Origin of the sequence: Streptococcus sp. A25, assembly GCF_043674095.1 — a bacterium.
Taxonomy (GTDB): domain Bacteria; phylum Bacillota; class Bacilli; order Lactobacillales; family Streptococcaceae; genus Streptococcus; species Streptococcus suis_V.
Genome location: NZ_JBIMJO010000014.1, coordinates 1 through 16,317, shown reverse-complemented (window position 1 = coordinate 16,317; position 16,317 = coordinate 1). Strand labels below are relative to the sequence as shown.

Below are 16,317 nucleotides of genomic sequence, written 5' to 3'. Positions count from 1 at the left end.
TCTATTGTAAGCTATCTTGGATATTTTTTCAAATAATGAAAAGACTGGGGTGTGATTTCCCAGTCAGTTATTCTTTTCTCTTCAATTCCACCACTTGATCATATTGAATATCCTCGTCGATATGGTGGGCAATTTCCAATATCATAATCGGTAAAGAATGTAGGAGTTTGCGAACAGCCTTGCCATTTTTCTCATCCAAGGCTGCCGTTACCTCATCTGCTAGGAGAATGTCCTTCTTCCGCAGGAGGAAACGAGCAATTTCCAGACGGACGCGTTGACCACCTGAGATATTGTCACCGTTATTTTCTACCTTCACATTGAGAATATCTGTAAATTCATCAAGAAGCCCAACCTTGCTCAGAACATCTAACAGTTCTTGGTCTGTAAAATCATCACCCAAGGTCAGATTGTAACGAATAGTATCGCTAAATAAAAACGGACTTTGGCTAATCAGACCGATATTGCCTTGAAAATCCTCTCGATTCTGACCACCAGCCTCCGTCACATAAACACAACCTCCATCTGCTGTTTCTTGTCCTAGTAAAATCCGAAAGAGCGTTGTTTTACCAGAACCACTGGCACCTTTGATTAAGACCTTTTCTCCCATCTTGAAGGAAACATTCAACCCAGCAAACAGTTGCTTATCGCCATAGGATTTGGCTAAATCTTTCATATACAATCCCTGAATGTCAGACAGATGACTTTCTTTACGCTCCACAAAATCAGGCTCTGTTTCCAAAATGCCAAAGATTTTATCTGCAATCGCCTGAGCTCCTTGGATATCGACTGCCATGTACATGAGATTCTGAATTGGACCAGCCAGGCGGTTGGAAGCAATGAACATAGTCAGCAAACTAGCAACCGTAATGGTTTCACCATTCATTATCAAGTAAAAACCAATAGCAACAGGCAATATCTGGCTGAAAAACTCCATAAAACCATTAAAGAAAAAGACAATATTGTGGGTAAAAGCATATCGCTGTATGGCTACTTGATACTCTTTAACTATTTGATCTACCCGATGAAAACTCTTTTCAGCACTTTGATTCACAAGAAGCGTTTCACTACCATGGATACTATCGGATACTTCCTCATGAACTTTAGTTCGCAGTTCCGAGAACTCCATCCCAGTATCTTTTAATCTTTGATTTAGTAAAAATTGTGGAACTGGTCTCAAAATCGTACACACCACAAAAATAGACCCCAACAAAATGTCCTGCATTATGATGTAAAGGGCAGTAACGAAGCTGACAAACCCCCAACACAGGAAACCTGCAATCGGTTCAAGATACCTATCTCCCAACAATTCCATATCCTGAGTTAATAGGGTTATCTTATCATTATGGCTATATTTAGAATTTGAAATCAGCTTTCTAAATAAGGACGAGCGAATGCCGATATGAATTTCTCTTCTAAATATATTATTTGTATAATTGCCGAAGAGCATCAAACTATAAATCACTAAATAAACAGACAAACCATACACTAATAGTTGCCAAATTTTTCCGAAACTTAACTCCTCACTCCCGAGTTGCAATATCTTGTTCATTATTAAGGGTTGAGCCAGCACGACTCCGCCATTCATAAAGATACCAAATATCACCAACCATCTGTATTTTTTATCAATATAGCCATAAATTTTAAGTATTCTCTTCATAAGCAACCTCCAATAGCAAAAAGAGAGGCTAGCACTCCTCTCATAATCACAAAACTATGGACGTGTACAAGGTGAATTACAACTACCATTTGTATAAGTATGACTAGATTGACCATACTCTTTATTTGAAATAATAGACATAAAATTTCCTCCTTCTAACCCACATCTAAAATATCATGATAGGACTTAGTCAATGCGAATAGTGCTAGATTTCTTTTAACTAACTTCTGCATACTACGACAGAGTACCTCAGAAGAGTGTTTTGATATTCGCTTAGCCATTGGGCAATGACCTGACTTACAAATCAAGACAAAAGGGCATGATTTACAGTTTTCATCCACTTCAATTACCCATTGACTCAATTTATCATGATTAATAAAACACTTATTTATATTACCAAATACATTTTTAGGATGATATAATGCGACTGTGCAAGATTGCACAATCCCTCTTACATTAAACATATAGTGATTCATCCGATTGGCATAACAAGTAAAACGGTTATTTAGAAAATAACTAACTAAAGAAATACTATAACCAATAGAATTTGCTAGCATTGATAGTTCAAAACTCGCATCATAATCAAGTAAAGTCACACAATCTTTCTCCGAGCGATCCCCCTGCCCCCAATCACCAACATTATGGTAAGAAAAGCTAAACCGTTCATCATTCTTAAAATACAAACCATCTCTATTAAGAAAAGATTTTATATTTTCTTTATTCTCTTTTGAAATATTAAATCGAATCGTGCAGAAAAAATCTAACTCACTATCTTTCATTGCCTGTAAATTTTTATAAATACGACTGTATGACCCTCTGTCGTTTTTCAAAACCCTCTGGCAATCATGACTATCTTGGTTACCATCTATCGTTATTTGATAACTACGGACACTGAAATCTTCAACCAAAGACTTAAATTTATTCAACGATAAGAGATAACCATTTGTAGTAATGTTTGCTAAATAGTCTACCTCATAATTTTGACAAATTTCTTGAAATTTTTCTGAAAGATATTGAATCGTTCGATACCCGAGCAGAGGCTCGCCACCAAACCAAGCAACTTTGAAAAACTTATACTTTCCAGTACTCAACTGCTCTTCCGCAAATCTCAGAATTGCATCCTCTGTCTCTCTTGACATAGCAATGTTTTCAAACTTTTCATAACAATATTTGCAACGAAAATTACAATCTCCGTGCGTTAAAATTGTGAACTCTAATAAAGTGTCGTCTATCTCACGTATCTTCCTTAAAGATTGATTTACCTCATCGTCCTCTGGAAAATAATGAAACTGTTCCAGGTAGGTCTTGTATTGCTCTTTAGTCTCCTCGTCAGTCTTCAATTTTTCTAACAATTGATTCTTAATTAGAAATGAATGGTTATTCTTTGTATTGAAATAGACTATACCTTCGTCACATTCCTGCCGGAGAACATAGGGTGACATCTCCATACGCATACCTCCCTGTCTTTGATTTCACTTATTATTATTTCTTGTCTAAATTCTAACACAACTCAATTGATACTAGTGAAACTTGAAAATATGTAATTTATTTTTATAAAATTACATATTTTCAAGTTAATAATTGCCGTGGAAAAATGAGTTATAATGAAATAAAAAACAAGGAGGCTTGATTAGCTATGAAGAAGGCGTTTTTAAAATCAGTATTTTACCTTTTACTAACCTTACCCATTATTATTTATCCAATTCTTCCAACTTCACTAACAATCTTCTTTTAAAACACATAATTTGTAATGACGTTCCAAGAGTGTCGACACTTTGCTACTCACTATCAATCCAACGGAGGCAATATAGGCCTCTGTTTTTGTTTGAAATTCCATGGAGCCACCTGATTTGATAAGTGCAATACATAGCTTGAAGTAATTCACAAAAATCTGTTCAAAAGCATCTGTTATCTCAACCAGTCTCTCCAGTTCCGTTAAAAATTCTTCCGCTAAACCGTACTTCTCTCGTTCTATCATTTCTCCGACTGAATTGATCAGTATTTTTTTCAAATAATCTCGATGCTTTCTTAATTTTCGATAACTTTTAGATTTATTCTTCAACTCAGATAATAAACTAACAATCATATGATCATTCAACAGCATTTGTGCATTCAAAAATAAATAGAGCTCAAAACTGGTCCATTCCTCAATGGCAAAGAGATAATCTGAAAGAAACTTCCTATCCTCCTCGTCAAAATCAGTTCGTCCATCTAAGGCAGCCAGCGCCACCTTGATGACTATTCTATTTAACCGAGCATAGAGTTCCCCCTCTGCTTTCAAGAGGTCTGACTTCAACAGTTCCCGTAGCCCATCCCTATCCTGTTGGTAATACAAATCTGAAATCAGATTAGCCAGCTCAATATGGGGCGCTTCCTTGTAGCCATGGTATTTGTAGGTAAACTCCTCCATGGTCATGTTGATCCCCTCAACTGCCAGTATCATCTTATCTGCCGCCAACATAGATTTTCCAGACTCAAAGCGTGATAGCTGGGCTGCTGTAAAGTCTCCTCTGACGACATCCTTTTGCTTAACCAAGCGAGAATTTCGGAGTTCCCTGTAAAATTCGCCTAAACTCATTTGTGGTACTGTACCCATGACTCATCCCCTTTCTTGATGCATTGAAAATCCGCTTACATTTATTATAATGTCCAAATATATTTTTGTCAATTTTACTTATTATTCTGCCAAATGACTGCTTGTTTCTGAAAACCATAACACTTTTCCATTTTCCTACCAAACCCTTTTACCATCAGCAAATTTTATGGTATAATGAAGAGTAATATACCGGCTGTGAAACCTAATAACTCAAAAAAATTGAATAGACCCAACAAATAGCATCCCTATTTGTATCTTTTTCATAGACACAGTCAAAAGGAGAAAGGAAACTATACTACACATGATTTTTAAAGTATTTTACCAAGAAACCAAAGTCAGCCCACGCCGTGAGCAGACCCAAGTTCTCTATGTTCAAGTAGATGCTGCTGACGAATTGCAAGGTCGTATCAAGGTCAAGGAATTGGTTGAAAACAAGTTCCCAGCCTACAACGTCGAATTTGTCGACCTCCTATCTGACAAGCACCTCGAATACGAGAAAGAGCACGCAGATTTCAAACTTACGGAGTTCTAATTTATGTCATCAGTCAATCTAAAACCTCATGAAGTTGGCGTCTTCGCCATCGGTGGTTTGGGAGAAATCGGGAAGAACACCTACGGTATCGAGTACCAGGACGACATCCTCATCGTTGATGCCGGTATCAAGTTCCCCGAAGATGACCTATTGGGTATCGACTACGTTATCCCAGACTACTCCTATATTGTTGAAAATATCGACCGCGTCAAAGGCTTGGTCATTACCCACGGGCACGAGGACCACATCGGGGGGATTCCTTTCCTACTCAAACAAGCCAATGTCCCTATCTACGCAGGTCCCCTAGCCCTAGCCCTTATTCGTGGCAAATTAGAAGAGCACGGTCTCCTTCGTGATGCCAAACTGTTTGAAATTAACCACAATACAGAATTGACTTTTAAACACCTCAAGGTCAGCTTCTTCCGCACCACCCACTCCATTCCAGAACCCCTGGGTGTTGTGGTCGATACACCGCAAGGAAAAATCGTCTGTACCGGTGACTTCAAGTTTGACTTTACTCCAGTTGGGGAGCCAGCTGATTTGCACCGTATGGCAGCCCTGGGAGAAGAAGGCGTTCTCTGCCTCCTCTCTGACTCGACTAACGCTGAAGTTCCGACCTTTACCAACTCGGAAAAAGTGGTCGGTCAGTCCATCATGAAGCTGATTGAAGGCATCCACGGGCGCATTATCTTCGCATCCTTTGCCTCCAACATCTTCCGCCTCCAGCAGGCTGCAGATGCTGCTGTCAAGACCGGTCGTAAGATTGCTGTCTTTGGCCGCTCCATGGAAAAAGCTATTGTCAACGGTATTGAGCTGGGCTACATCAAGGTGCCGAAAGATACCTTTATCGAGCCAAATGAAATCAAGGAATACCCTGCCAACGAGATAATGATTCTCTGTACAGGTAGTCAAGGAGAGCCAATGGCGGCCCTCTCGCGGATTGCCCACGGTACCCACCGTCAGGTTCAACTCCAGCCAGGCGATACGGTTATCTTCTCATCTTCGCCGATTCCGGGAAATACCACAGGTGTCAACAAGCTCATCAATATCTTGATCGAGGCCGGTGTCGATGTCATTCACGGCAAGATTAACAACATCCATACCTCCGGACACGGTGGCCAGCAGGAACAAAAACTCATGCTCCGCTTGATTAAGCCAAAATTCTTCATGCCTGTGCATGGTGAATACCGCATGCAAAAAATCCATGCCAGTCTAGCTGTTGATACTGGAGTTCCTAAGGATAACATCTTCATCATGGAAAACGGAGATGTCCTAGCTCTGACCAAGGACAGAGCCCGCATGGCCGGTCAATTCAACGCCCAAGATATCTACGTTGACGGAAACCGTATCGGTGAAATCGGAGCCGCTGTCCTCAAAGATCGTCGTGATTTATCTGAAGACGGTGTAGTCCTTGCAGTCGCAACCGTAGACTTCAAGACCAAGATGATTTTGGCTGGACCAGATGTCCTCAGCCGAGGTTTCATCTACATGCGTGAATCAGGCGACCTGATTCGTGAGAGCCAGCGCGTTCTCTTCAACGCCATCCGTATCGCCATGCGCAACAAGGATGCCAATATCCAAACGGTCAACGGCGCTATTGTCAACGCCCTGCGACCATTCCTTTATGAAAAAACAGAACGGGAGCCAATCATCATTCCAATGATTCTGACCCCCGATCGCTAAACAAACTAAATCGAAGCAGGATTCCTCTTCGATTTTTTTATTTGAAAAAATTGGGAGCGGGAAAGAACTCGAATAATGAAAAGAGAGTTCGTCAACAAGTCCTTATTTCCAGTTGTTGAGCTGAACCAGTCTATCCCCAGACTGTTTCACTACCGTCCCCGAACAGCTCCAACAGTCAGAGTAGTGACTGTTGGAGGTTGGAAATTGAACGAACGGAGTTCGTATCATTCGTTAGGACTGGTTCGGAGCGTCAAACGCGAAGGAAATGAGGCTTTCTACGCAACCCTTATTTCCAACTTCAAAAGGTTCCCCGAAACGTATGAACAATCAACCCCTACGTCAATATGTTTTTACTAATTAATGAGGTTGAGGTTGGATTTTATGCCCTACCTCAACATTTTCCTATTCTCCTTATGAAGTGATATTTTGTGACACCTTTGAGGGGAACGTCCTCTAAACTCGCGTATAGTTCATAGCCATTTTTCAAGTAGAAATCCTTAGCTTGGTAGGATTTGGTGGATAGGGTAATACTGGTCACTTCCAGTTCTCTGGCCTGCTCCTCCAATTCTGACAACAATTGACTACCCAGCCCCAAACCTTGCGCTTCTTTAGCCACTACCAAAGCTTTGACATGAATAGTTTCCAATGTCTTCACCGCCTGCAGGACACCGACCAACTGACCGTCCTGTTCTTTGGTCAATACAAGCTCAGTCGGCGACAGTTTCTCTAAAGACTCCGGACCAAATTCCTCTACAAATTGCTGGTCAAACACCTGATTTACAAACTCATCAATCATTTTCCACCTCCATCGATAGAAAAAGAAACCCGAAGGCTTCTTTCCTCTTAATATAAATCCAAGTAGTTATCAATTTCCCACTTAGAAACGTAGGTCGCGTAGCTTGCCCACTCGATTTTCTTAGCTTCAATGAAGTTGGTGTAGATGTGCTCACCTAGGGCTGCACGCACCACTTCGTCCTTGCGGAGAGCCTTGAGGGCATTGTGCAGAGTTGAAGGAAGATCAGTGATGCCTGCTTCACGACGCTCTTCATCAGACATGGCATAAATATTTGACTCTACAGGAGCTGGGGCTTCAATCTTATTTTTGATTCCTTCTAAACCAACTTCCAACAGAACGGCCATAGCCAAGTAAGGGTTAGCAGTTGGGTCTACAGAACGCAATTCCAAGCGAGTTCCCATTCCACGAGATGCAGGTACGCGCACCAATGGCGAGCGGTTCTTACCAGCCCAAGCAATGTAAACTGGCGCCTCGAAACCTGGAACCAAACGCTTGTAAGAGTTAACCGTTGGGTTGGTAATGGCAGTATAGTTATAGGCATGCTTGATCAAACCACCAAGGAAATAGTAGGCTGTTTCAGACAATTGCATACCATTCGGATCTTCTGGATCATAGAAAGCATTGTTTCCATCCTTATCAAACAAGGACATGTTACAGTGCATACCAGATCCTGCGATACCAAACTTAGGTTTGGCCATAAAGGTCGCATACATCCCGTGCTTACGGGCAATGGTCTTAACAACCAACTTAAAGATTTGGATATTATCACAAGCTTTTAAGACATCCTCATATTTGAAGTCGATTTCGTGCTGACCTACTGCCACTTCGTGGTGACTCGCTTCCACTTCAAAGCCCATTTCTGTCAGAACGTTTACGATTTCACGACGTGTATTATCAGCAAGGTCTGTTGGAGCAAGGTCAAAATAACCACCCTTATCATTCACTTCAAGTGTTGGGTTTCCGTGTTCATCCATCTTAAAGAGGAAGAACTCTGGTTCTGGACCAAGGTTGAATGATGAGAAACCTGCTTCTTCCATATGGCGAAGAGATTTCTTCAAATTTCCACGTGGGTCACCCGCAAAAGGCTTGCCATCAGTTGTATAAATATCACAAATCAAACCAGCTACACGACCATTTTCATCTCCCCAAGGGAAAATAGTCCAGGTATTCAAGTCAGGGTAGAGATACATATCTGATTCATTGATACGAACAAAACCTTCGATAGAAGATCCATCAAACATAACCTTGTTTGACAAAACCTTATCCACCTGCTCATCTGTTGCAGGAATTTCCACGTTCTTCATAATCCCCATAATATCTGTAAACATGAGACGTAGGAAGGTAACGTTTTTCTCTTTAATATCGCGTTTAATATCCGCTACTGTAATTGACATTGCTTTCTCCTCTATATTTGTGCTCTTTAAGATGACCGAAAAATGGAACTCGGACTTGAAAATCGTCCTTGTCGACTGAATTCATCATGCAAGATACGGCGAACATCCTCGTCCGTCAAGGTCTTGGTTTCCTGTTTGAATTTTTCTTTTACCTGACGATTAGCATATTCCTTCTTAATCGCAGCAATATTCAAACCCTCATCCAAGAAATCCTTGATTTCCAAGAGCAAGTCCATATCATTTAGAGAATACAAGCGACGGTTTCCTTCATTACGCTCAGGCTTAATCAAGCCCTGGTCCTCATAATAGCGAATCTGTCGGGCCGTCAGGTCAGTCAACTTCATCACACTACCAATCGGAAAAATGGCTAAGGAACGACGGAACTCTTTTTCTCTCATAATGAACTCCTTTCTGCACACTATTATAGGGGAAATTTTTCTGGGCGTCAATATGTGATGTCACAATTTGTGACATGTTTTATCTCAAAAAGCGCTTTTTCAGCTTTTCCAGGTCATAATTAACCAGAATTGCTACAAAAACTCCTACAAATGTCTCAAAAACCCTTGTCAAAGCATAGACAATAGTCGAATCCCCTGCAGGTACCGACAAAGCAATGATTAGTAGAGTAGCAACACCACTGACAACCCCGGCAGTATTATTGAAGGCCACATTGGTCATAATGGTCAACATGGTAAAAATCGGTATGGCAATCAAGGTTACCCAAAAACTCTGTGAAAAGAAATCACTGAGGATGAAAAAGAGCAGGGCATAAAAACCACCGATAGAATTGCTGAGGACACGAGAAGAGCCAAAATGTACACTCTTTCCAAAATCCTCCCGCAGACTAAAGACCGCAGACAGAGCTGCTATCTGGAACCCATCCCATTTTAAGAGGTGAAACAGTAATATAACAAAGAAAACTGCCAGTCCCGACTTAAGGGTCCGCATCCCTAACTTAAACTTCTTGGGGTCAAATCGATATCTCTTAAACATACTACTATTCTAACATGATTTAGCAAAAATGTTTATCAAATGCCTGCAAAGATTGTGACAAATGGATGATATTGGCTGAACTAAATACTTTTCAAAGACTAGATAAACTAGCAAAAAACGACGGTCACCCGTCGTTTGATTGATTAGCTTATTTCTCAGTCAATGCTGCAAGTCCTGGCAATACTTTACCTTCAAGCAATTCCATTGATGCACCACCACCAGTAGAGATCCATGAGAACTTGTCTGCACGGCCAAGGTTGATAGCTGCTGCTGCTGAGTCACCACCACCGATGATTGATTTCACGCCTGGTTGTTTCACGATAGCGTCCATTACACCGATTGTACCAGCTTGGAAGTCTGGGTTTTCAAATACACCCATAGGACCGTTCCAAACAACTGTTTTCGCACTAGTCAAAGCTTCGTCAAATTTAGCGATTGACTTAGGACCGATGTCAAGACCAAGGAAGCCTTCTGAAACTGCTTCGCCTTCTGTATCACGAACTTCTGTGTAGCCAGCAAATGCGTTAGCTTCTTTTGAGTCAACTGGCAAGATCAATTTACCGTTTGCTTTTTCAAGAAGTGCTTTTGCAACGTCCAATTTATCTTCTTCTACAAGTGAGTTACCGATTTCGATACCTTGAGCTTTGTAGAATGTGTACGTCATACCACCACCGATAAGAACTTTGTCAGCTTTTTCAAGAAGGTTCTCGATAACACCGATCTTATCAGATACTTTTGAACCACCAAGAATTGCCACGAATGGACGCTCTGGAGTTTCAACAGCTTCTTGGATATATGCAATTTCGTTTTCCAAAAGGAAACCAGCTACTGCTTTTTCTACGTTTGCTGAGATACCAACGTTTGATGCGTGTGCACGGTGTGCAGTACCAAATGCATCGTTAACGAAGATACCATCACCAAGTGAAGCCCAGTATTTACCAAGTTCTTCGTCGTTTTTAGATTCTTTCTTACCATCAACATCTTCGAAACGAGTGTTTTCAACAAGGAGAACTTGTCCATCTTCCAAAGAATTGATAGCTGCTTCCAATTCAGCACCACGAGTAGCGCCAGCGATGAAAGCAACGTCTTGACCCAATTTAGCCGCCAAGTCAGCTGCTACAGGAGCCAATGATTTACCTTCTTTGTCAGCTTCTTCTTTCACACGACCAAGGTGAGAGAAAAGAATTGCACGTCCACCTTGCTCAAGAATATACTTGATAGTTGGAAGAGCTGCTGTAATACGGTTATCGTTAGTGATAACGCCATCTTTCAAAGGAACGTTAAAGTCCACACGGACAAGGACTTTTTTGCCCTTCAATTCAACGTCTTTAACAGTCAATTTAGCCATTAGATAGACTCCTTATAAAATTTTTACCTTTCAATTGTACCATATTTTTAACATTTTTCCCATTCAAAGAAAAATTTTTCACAAGATAATGATCAATCTAAGACCAAGTACGAACAATCAGCTGCAGCAACCAAAAGAAACTGGCACAAAGTCCAGTTTCCATTAGCATTTTTTGGTAACATTTTCCAGATAGCCTAGAGAATCCAGAGCAACAGAGCTATACTTCACTCTGCTCTAGTCAACTTTACCTTGACTCTCCCATTTCTAAATCAATCTGGCTTGTCCTGATGATTTCTGTAAAGCAATGGGTAAATTGAGCCGTGATTCCCCAAACTGTTTCTGGCAGGTTATCATAAAAGGGGATAGACCGTTTGTGGTGCTTGAAAGGGTAGTCCCGACCACCACGAATTCGCTCGAAGGGAAAATCTTGCTCCGGATCCAGACGAAGATAGAGGGGATAGTAGATTGGGTCCTGCTCAAGGAGTGTTGCCAGAGGCACGGTGAATAAGCGGGCCACCTCTTCATTGGGTACAATCTCTTTCCAGTCTACGTTTAAGCGACCGACAAAACAGCGGATAGTTGATTTGCCAAAGACCAGATAGTCAATTTCCCCTAAGATTTCTATAGATTCCTCTGCAAGATTCAGTTCTTCTACTACCTCACGGACCACCGCCGTCTCAGCCGATTCCCCCTCTTCGATACCTCCTCCAGGAAAAGAGACCTCCCCAGGTTGAGAAATAGACTCCGATCGGACTTCATACAAAACCTGCCACTGATCATCTGACCAGACTAGAGGCAGAAAAACCGCAAAAGACCTTTTCTCACCTAGAGGCTGAGGCTTGTAGTTATCGAGAATTTCCTGAATCTGACGAGGCATAGAACCAACTCCTTACTAACTAGTGATAAAATAATTTTAATCTATTTCCAGCCAAATAGCAAGTGAAATAGCAAAGAAAAACTGAGACGGTGTGTTCTCAGTTTTAGCAGACTTACTTCCCTTTCAGCATGCCCATAATACCTCTGGTCACCACGCGCCCGACTTCCCGGCCGACTTGGCTCATGAGATTTTTGGTAAAGCGGTCCATCATCGAATCGGAACGTTTGGCAGCTGGTTTGCTGGCCTTGGCCTCTGCTTTTGCTCTTTCCTTGGCAGCCTTTTCTTCCAATTTTGTTGTTTCTTTGGCGGCTTTTTCTGCTGCTTTTTTCGCCTCCGCCTGCTCTGCTTGCTTGATCAACTGCGCCTCTTTTTCTTGGGTCAGCGCTAGAATTTGCTCATGGGCAGATTCTCGGTCAACCGCGTCCGCATATTTGTCCATCAGAGAAGAATTATTGATGGCAGACAAGACCAGAGTCGCATCAGCTGTTCCCAACTGACTCTTCGGCGGATAAATCATCACCCGGTCTGCAAAGCTTGGTGTTCCATCTGCCTGCAAGGTCGAGACAACTGCCTCTCCGACCTGCAATTCTTGAATGACCTTGGCTAAGTCCTCAGCTCCTTCTTGACGGAAGGTATCCGCCACTGTCGCCACCGTTTTCAGTTCCTTAGGTGTGAAAGCACGGAGCCCATGCTGGATACGGTTGCCCAGCTGGCTAGCGATGCTATCAGGAATATCGGTCGGATTTTGCGTAACGAAAAAGACACCAACACCTTTTGAACGAATCAGGCGAACAATCAACTCAATCTTCTCCAGCAAGACCTTCGGTGCATCCTTGAAGAGCACATGGGCCTCGTCAAAGAAGAAGACCATCTTGGGCTTATCTAGGTCGCCTACTTCCGGTAAAATTTCGTAGAGTTCCGACAAAAGACTGAGCAGAACGGTCGAATAAAGCGTCGGCTGATTGAAAAGTTCTGTCGCCTGCAAGACATTGATAACCCCTTGTCCATCAGCAGTTGTCCGCATCAAATCCGCAATCTCCAAGCTGGGCTCACCGAAGAACAGTTTCCCGCTCTGCTGTTCCAAGACCACCAAACTCCGCAAGATGGCACCGACCGAACGAGCTGGAATATTGCCGTAATATTGACTAAGCTCTTGAGCATTTTCAGCCACAAAATTGAGCATGGCCCGCAAGTCCATAAGGTCCAGCAACAGCAGACCACGTTCATCCGCCACACTAAAGACTATATTGAGAATGGATTCCTGCGTATCATTGAGCCCCAGCAAACGGGTCAAAAGCACCGGCCCCATCTCAGAAATAGTCATCCGTACTGGAATCCCATTTTCACCGAAAACATCCCACAGCTCAACGGTATAACTCCTCGGCGAATAATCTGCATACTGAGTCTGCTTCAAACGACTTGGGTCAATTTCCTTGGTATTGGCCTGGACCAAACTATTGAGGTCACCCTTGATGTCCGATAGAAAGACAGGAATGCCCGCCTCACTCAGTTTCTCCGCCAAAACCTTGAGCGTCACCGTCTTACCTGTCCCCGTCGCCCCGGCAATCACACCGTGCCGATTGAGGCGCTTGAGCTGGATTTCCGCCCGTGCATGCCCGTACCCAAATGCAATAACTTCTGACATAATCTGCCCTCTTTTCCGATTGTTCTGTCTATATTCTAGCATAGTTTTTAGGAAAATAGCAGAGCAGACAGCTTGCAAGTTCACCGCAACAAGAAAAAAAAAGAAAAGCCTGACGAGCAGACTTTTTCATATTACAAATATAAATATTTAAACAGGGCAACTGCAGCGATTGACGCAAGGATTGGAGCAACAACGCCGACCCATGCATACCACCATTTTGAATCAGCCTTGGCTTGACCAAGAATTGATTTTGGCAAGAAGTGGTGAACGATACGAGGACCAAGGTCACGCGCTGGGTTGAGACCAGGACCAGTTGGACCACCGACCGCTGCAACAAGTGCCATAACAAGGAAACCGATACCGACATGGGCTACTGCAATGGAACCGGCAGTATATGGCGCAACCATTGTTTCAGCAGCAGTCTTATCATAGCCTTGCTCAATCAACTTACCAACCAACTCTGCACCGAAGAAGTTCTTTGTCAAAGCAAGCGCACCGAAGAACAAGACGAATGACCCAACAAACTCATTCAAGAAACCATTGATGGTTGCTGCTTTACGGCTTTCCGCTTTGCCATTGTCCAAAGCATTGATAGTAGAGAAAGAACCCAAGACATGGTTTGAATTCTCTGTTTTCAAGAAATATGGTTTGTAAACGGTGACAACGACCAATTGACCAAACATTGCACCCAATACCTGAGCGATAATGTATTGAGCCACATGTGCCCAAGGGAATAGACCTGAAACAGCCAAACCAAGTGTGAAGGCTGGGTTGATATGGTTACCAGAAACATTACCAAACATAAGGGCTGGCATCATAACAGCCAATCCGTAGCCGATAGCGATCAAAATCCAACCTGAGTTGTTCCCTTTGGTACCTTTGAGGTCGACGTTAGCAACTGTACCATTACCGATAATAATAAGCAAGGCAGTCGCCAGAAATTCAGTGATATATTTCACTGTCCATGTTGCATCCATAAATTTCAATTCTCCTTCCGATTTATAAATATTATTGATATTCTTCATTTTATCAAGTATAATATACAAAGTAAAGCATTAACTGGAAAGTGAAACGTTTACTTTCTGAAAACATATGATTACTTACACTATTTTTCAAGCGCCAAAGGAGATTTATATGGCTTCCCAAAATGACACGCTCATTTACAATATTGACAAAAGTATCAAGAAAAAAGCAGACTTGATTGAAAACAACTTCTTCGCCTATGCAATTCGCTCAGCTATGGCCAGTGTTTACCTAGCAATTGGTTTGGCTATCTCAGTTTATACAGCTGATAAGCTCAATCATATTGTAGATGGCCTCGGTAAATTCAGCTACGGACTCATGTTCGGCTGGTGCTTGGTCATGATTCTTTATATGAACGCTGAACTAGGCACTTCTAATATGATGTACATGACCTCTGCTATCCACCGTAAAGTGATCCCTACCAAAACAGCCCTCAAGATTCTAGCTACTTGTATCTTTTTCAACTTTGTTGGGGCAGTCATTGTAGCCTATATGCTCTCCTTCACAACTCCTTACCAGGTTGGACATTTGGAACATGATAGTTACCTGATTGAAGCTGTTGTCGCAAAACTGGCAAAAACACCTCTGACACAGTTTGTCGAGGGTATCTTTGCCAACATCGTAGTAAACATCGCTGTCTTTATCTCTATGCGCATGAAAGACGATGCGGGCCGTGTTATTTCCCTCATCTTTATCATCTTTATCTTTGCCTTCCTAGGCTTTGAGCACGTTATTGCCAACTTCTCTACCTTCTCCTTGGCCCTTTTCTCAAATGGTGGTCCAGTCGAGGGCATGACTATCCTCAGTGTCCTAAGGAATTTCCTCTTCTCAGGACTTGGAAACTACGTCGGCGGTGGTCTCCTTATCGGTCTCCTTTACAGCTGGCTCAGCGATAAATCAAAACTCTATGTCGACTAATCTAGAGAATGCGGTTTGGAAATCCAGCCGTATTTTTTGTACTCACCAATAGCCCGAGAGACCGAATATGATGCGAATAATCTAATTGCCCCTATTTCTAAAAATCAGACAGATAAAACCCTCTGAAAGCTCGATTTCAAAGGGTTTTTAGACTGTACGCAAAAAGAGCACAGACTCGACATCGCTTAGGGCTGCTGGATTCCTCCCCTGACCCGCTTCACGCACGAACCTTGCTCCATTTATTATTATATCACAAATTCACTAAAATTCAATATTTTTCTCAACTTCAAGCTTCCTGAAAATGAGAAATAAGTTCATACTCAGAGATAGATATTCTTCATCAACATCCTATCATCAACTAACCCCACTCTCAGTGTCACTTAACTAATAGACCTAAAATTCATTATCCAGGCCATCTGATAGCTTTGATTCCCCCTCATCACTTAAACTGGTCACCGTATTGGGCAAACAGATGAGTCTAACGTAACCGCCCAATAATGGAGTATCTTTTCAGCTTCCCTATTATCCAGTATACTGTTAGAGAAAACAGAACTGGAGGATTTTTTACGTCACACCCCATCGTCGCTTTGAGAAGAAAGGCAGAAACGATATTCTAATGAAAATTCATCTCGGAAAAGTGGAACTCACATTCTTTCAAGCAATCCACCAAGAGACACTAGAAACACTCTTGGATAAGGTACTGCACTATGACTATCCAGCTCAGTGATTTAGGACAAGTGCAACCGCCCACTATACTTCGTTATTGGGCAGTTGCGTCGTAACCGCCCAATAACAAGGTATCTATCTACTCACTCCCTCCTCCAGTATACTGTTAGAAAAACAAAACTGGAGGAT

Annotated in this window: 14 protein-coding genes and 1 other RNA gene; 3 read left to right on the top strand and 12 right to left on the bottom strand. The window is 42.2% G+C overall.

What is annotated here, in order from left to right; translation table 11 throughout:
• Positions 1–67: 67 nt before the first annotated feature.
• The 3 genes from ACHBID_RS07365 to ACHBID_RS07355 all read right to left on the bottom strand — a co-directional run bounded on the left by ACHBID_RS07365 (position 68) and on the right by ACHBID_RS07355 (position 4,253).
• Positions 68–1,657 (bottom strand): ABC transporter ATP-binding protein, encoded by a 1,590-nt coding sequence (locus ACHBID_RS07365; RefSeq protein WP_217468999.1) that lies wholly within the window; start codon positions 1,655–1,657, stop codon positions 68–70.
• Positions 1,658–1,812: 155 nt separating this feature from the next.
• Positions 1,813–3,105 carry a radical SAM protein gene (locus ACHBID_RS07360; RefSeq protein WP_174852886.1) on the bottom strand — a complete coding sequence of 431 codons (1,293 nt, stop codon included), beginning with the start codon at positions 3,103–3,105 and terminating at the stop codon, positions 1,813–1,815.
• Between the two features lie 269 nt (positions 3,106–3,374).
• Positions 3,375–4,253, bottom strand: coding sequence for an Rgg/GadR/MutR family transcriptional regulator (locus ACHBID_RS07355; RefSeq protein ID WP_174852885.1), 879 nt, complete (start codon positions 4,251–4,253; stop codon positions 3,375–3,377).
• Positions 4,254–4,554: 301 nt separating this feature from the next.
• Between ACHBID_RS07355 and ACHBID_RS07350 the strand changes: the two genes are divergently transcribed.
• Positions 4,555–4,785, top strand: coding sequence for a DNA-dependent RNA polymerase subunit epsilon (locus tag ACHBID_RS07350; protein WP_105111122.1), 231 nt, complete (start codon positions 4,555–4,557; stop codon positions 4,783–4,785).
• Between the two features lie 3 nt (positions 4,786–4,788).
• Positions 4,789–6,468 carry a ribonuclease J1 gene (gene rnjA / locus ACHBID_RS07345; protein WP_167785983.1) on the top strand — a complete coding sequence of 560 codons (1,680 nt, stop codon included), beginning with the start codon at positions 4,789–4,791 and terminating at the stop codon, positions 6,466–6,468.
• Positions 6,469–6,859: 391 nt separating this feature from the next.
• On the opposite strand, the gene ACHBID_RS07340 is transcribed toward rnjA, so the two are convergent.
• From ACHBID_RS07340 to gla, 8 genes are all read right to left on the bottom strand, one after another.
• On the bottom strand, positions 6,860–7,264 hold the full coding sequence (locus ACHBID_RS07340; RefSeq protein ID WP_105111124.1) for a GNAT family N-acetyltransferase: 405 nt from the start codon (positions 7,262–7,264) through the stop codon (positions 6,860–6,862).
• Between the two features lie 47 nt (positions 7,265–7,311).
• Positions 7,312–8,658, bottom strand: coding sequence for a type I glutamate--ammonia ligase (gene glnA, locus ACHBID_RS07335; RefSeq protein ID WP_105111125.1), 1,347 nt, complete (start codon positions 8,656–8,658; stop codon positions 7,312–7,314).
• Positions 8,659–8,684: 26 nt separating this feature from the next.
• The gene (locus ACHBID_RS07330; protein WP_105111126.1) at positions 8,685–9,056 is read right to left on the bottom strand and encodes a MerR family transcriptional regulator; all 372 of its coding nucleotides are present in this window, start codon (positions 9,054–9,056) and stop codon (positions 8,685–8,687) included.
• A gap of 79 nt (positions 9,057–9,135) precedes the next feature.
• Positions 9,136–9,651 carry an aromatic acid exporter family protein gene (locus tag ACHBID_RS07325; RefSeq protein WP_105160182.1) on the bottom strand — a complete coding sequence of 172 codons (516 nt, stop codon included), beginning with the start codon at positions 9,649–9,651 and terminating at the stop codon, positions 9,136–9,138.
• Positions 9,652–9,799: 148 nt separating this feature from the next.
• On the bottom strand, positions 9,800–10,999 hold the full coding sequence (locus tag ACHBID_RS07320) for a phosphoglycerate kinase (protein WP_105111128.1): 1,200 nt from the start codon (positions 10,997–10,999) through the stop codon (positions 9,800–9,802).
• 244 nt (positions 11,000–11,243) lie between these two features.
• Positions 11,244–11,876 carry an NUDIX hydrolase gene (locus tag ACHBID_RS07315; RefSeq protein WP_394731959.1) on the bottom strand — a complete coding sequence of 211 codons (633 nt, stop codon included), beginning with the start codon at positions 11,874–11,876 and terminating at the stop codon, positions 11,244–11,246.
• Between the two features lie 112 nt (positions 11,877–11,988).
• The gene (locus tag ACHBID_RS07310) at positions 11,989–13,521 is read right to left on the bottom strand and encodes a helicase HerA-like domain-containing protein (protein ID WP_394731960.1); all 1,533 of its coding nucleotides are present in this window, start codon (positions 13,519–13,521) and stop codon (positions 11,989–11,991) included.
• Positions 13,522–13,652: 131 nt separating this feature from the next.
• Positions 13,653–14,498, bottom strand: a complete 846-nt coding sequence (gene gla, locus ACHBID_RS07305) for an aquaglyceroporin Gla (protein ID WP_105111131.1) — start codon at positions 14,496–14,498, stop codon at positions 13,653–13,655.
• A gap of 157 nt (positions 14,499–14,655) precedes the next feature.
• On the opposite strand from gla, the gene ACHBID_RS07300 reads away from it, so the two are divergent.
• The gene (locus ACHBID_RS07300; RefSeq protein ID WP_105111132.1) at positions 14,656–15,462 is read left to right on the top strand and encodes a formate/nitrite transporter family protein; all 807 of its coding nucleotides are present in this window, start codon (positions 14,656–14,658) and stop codon (positions 15,460–15,462) included.
• A gap of 154 nt (positions 15,463–15,616) precedes the next feature.
• On the opposite strand, the gene ffs is transcribed toward ACHBID_RS07300, so the two are convergent.
• Positions 15,617–15,706: signal recognition particle sRNA small type (ffs, locus tag ACHBID_RS07295), an RNA gene on the bottom strand.
• Positions 15,707–16,317 lie beyond the last annotated feature (611 nt).

Excerpts from the sequence above, each read along its gene's own strand:
- ACHBID_RS07365 (WP_217468999.1), bottom strand. The coding sequence starts at position 1,657 with ATGAAGAGAATACTTAAAATTTATGGCTATATTGATAAAAAATACAGA.
- ACHBID_RS07360 (WP_174852886.1), bottom strand. The coding sequence starts at position 3,105 with ATGGAGATGTCACCCTATGTTCTCCGGCAGGAATGTGACGAAGGTATA.
- ACHBID_RS07355 (WP_174852885.1), bottom strand. The coding sequence starts at position 4,253 with ATGGGTACAGTACCACAAATGAGTTTAGGCGAATTTTACAGGGAACTC.
- ACHBID_RS07350 (WP_105111122.1), top strand. The coding sequence starts at position 4,555 with ATGATTTTTAAAGTATTTTACCAAGAAACCAAAGTCAGCCCACGCCGT.
- rnjA (WP_167785983.1), top strand. The coding sequence starts at position 4,789 with ATGTCATCAGTCAATCTAAAACCTCATGAAGTTGGCGTCTTCGCCATC.
- ACHBID_RS07340 (WP_105111124.1), bottom strand. The coding sequence starts at position 7,264 with ATGATTGATGAGTTTGTAAATCAGGTGTTTGACCAGCAATTTGTAGAG.
- glnA (WP_105111125.1), bottom strand. The coding sequence starts at position 8,658 with ATGTCAATTACAGTAGCGGATATTAAACGCGATATTAAAGAGAAAAAC.
- ACHBID_RS07330 (WP_105111126.1), bottom strand. The coding sequence starts at position 9,056 with ATGAGAGAAAAAGAGTTCCGTCGTTCCTTAGCCATTTTTCCGATTGGT.
- ACHBID_RS07325 (WP_105160182.1), bottom strand. The coding sequence starts at position 9,651 with ATGTTTAAGAGATATCGATTTGACCCCAAGAAGTTTAAGTTAGGGATG.
- ACHBID_RS07320 (WP_105111128.1), bottom strand. The coding sequence starts at position 10,999 with ATGGCTAAATTGACTGTTAAAGACGTTGAATTGAAGGGCAAAAAAGTC.
- ACHBID_RS07315 (WP_394731959.1), bottom strand. The coding sequence starts at position 11,876 with ATGCCTCGTCAGATTCAGGAAATTCTCGATAACTACAAGCCTCAGCCT.
- ACHBID_RS07310 (WP_394731960.1), bottom strand. The coding sequence starts at position 13,521 with ATGTCAGAAGTTATTGCATTTGGGTACGGGCATGCACGGGCGGAAATC.
- gla (WP_105111131.1), bottom strand. The coding sequence starts at position 14,498 with ATGGATGCAACATGGACAGTGAAATATATCACTGAATTTCTGGCGACT.
- ACHBID_RS07300 (WP_105111132.1), top strand. The coding sequence starts at position 14,656 with ATGGCTTCCCAAAATGACACGCTCATTTACAATATTGACAAAAGTATC.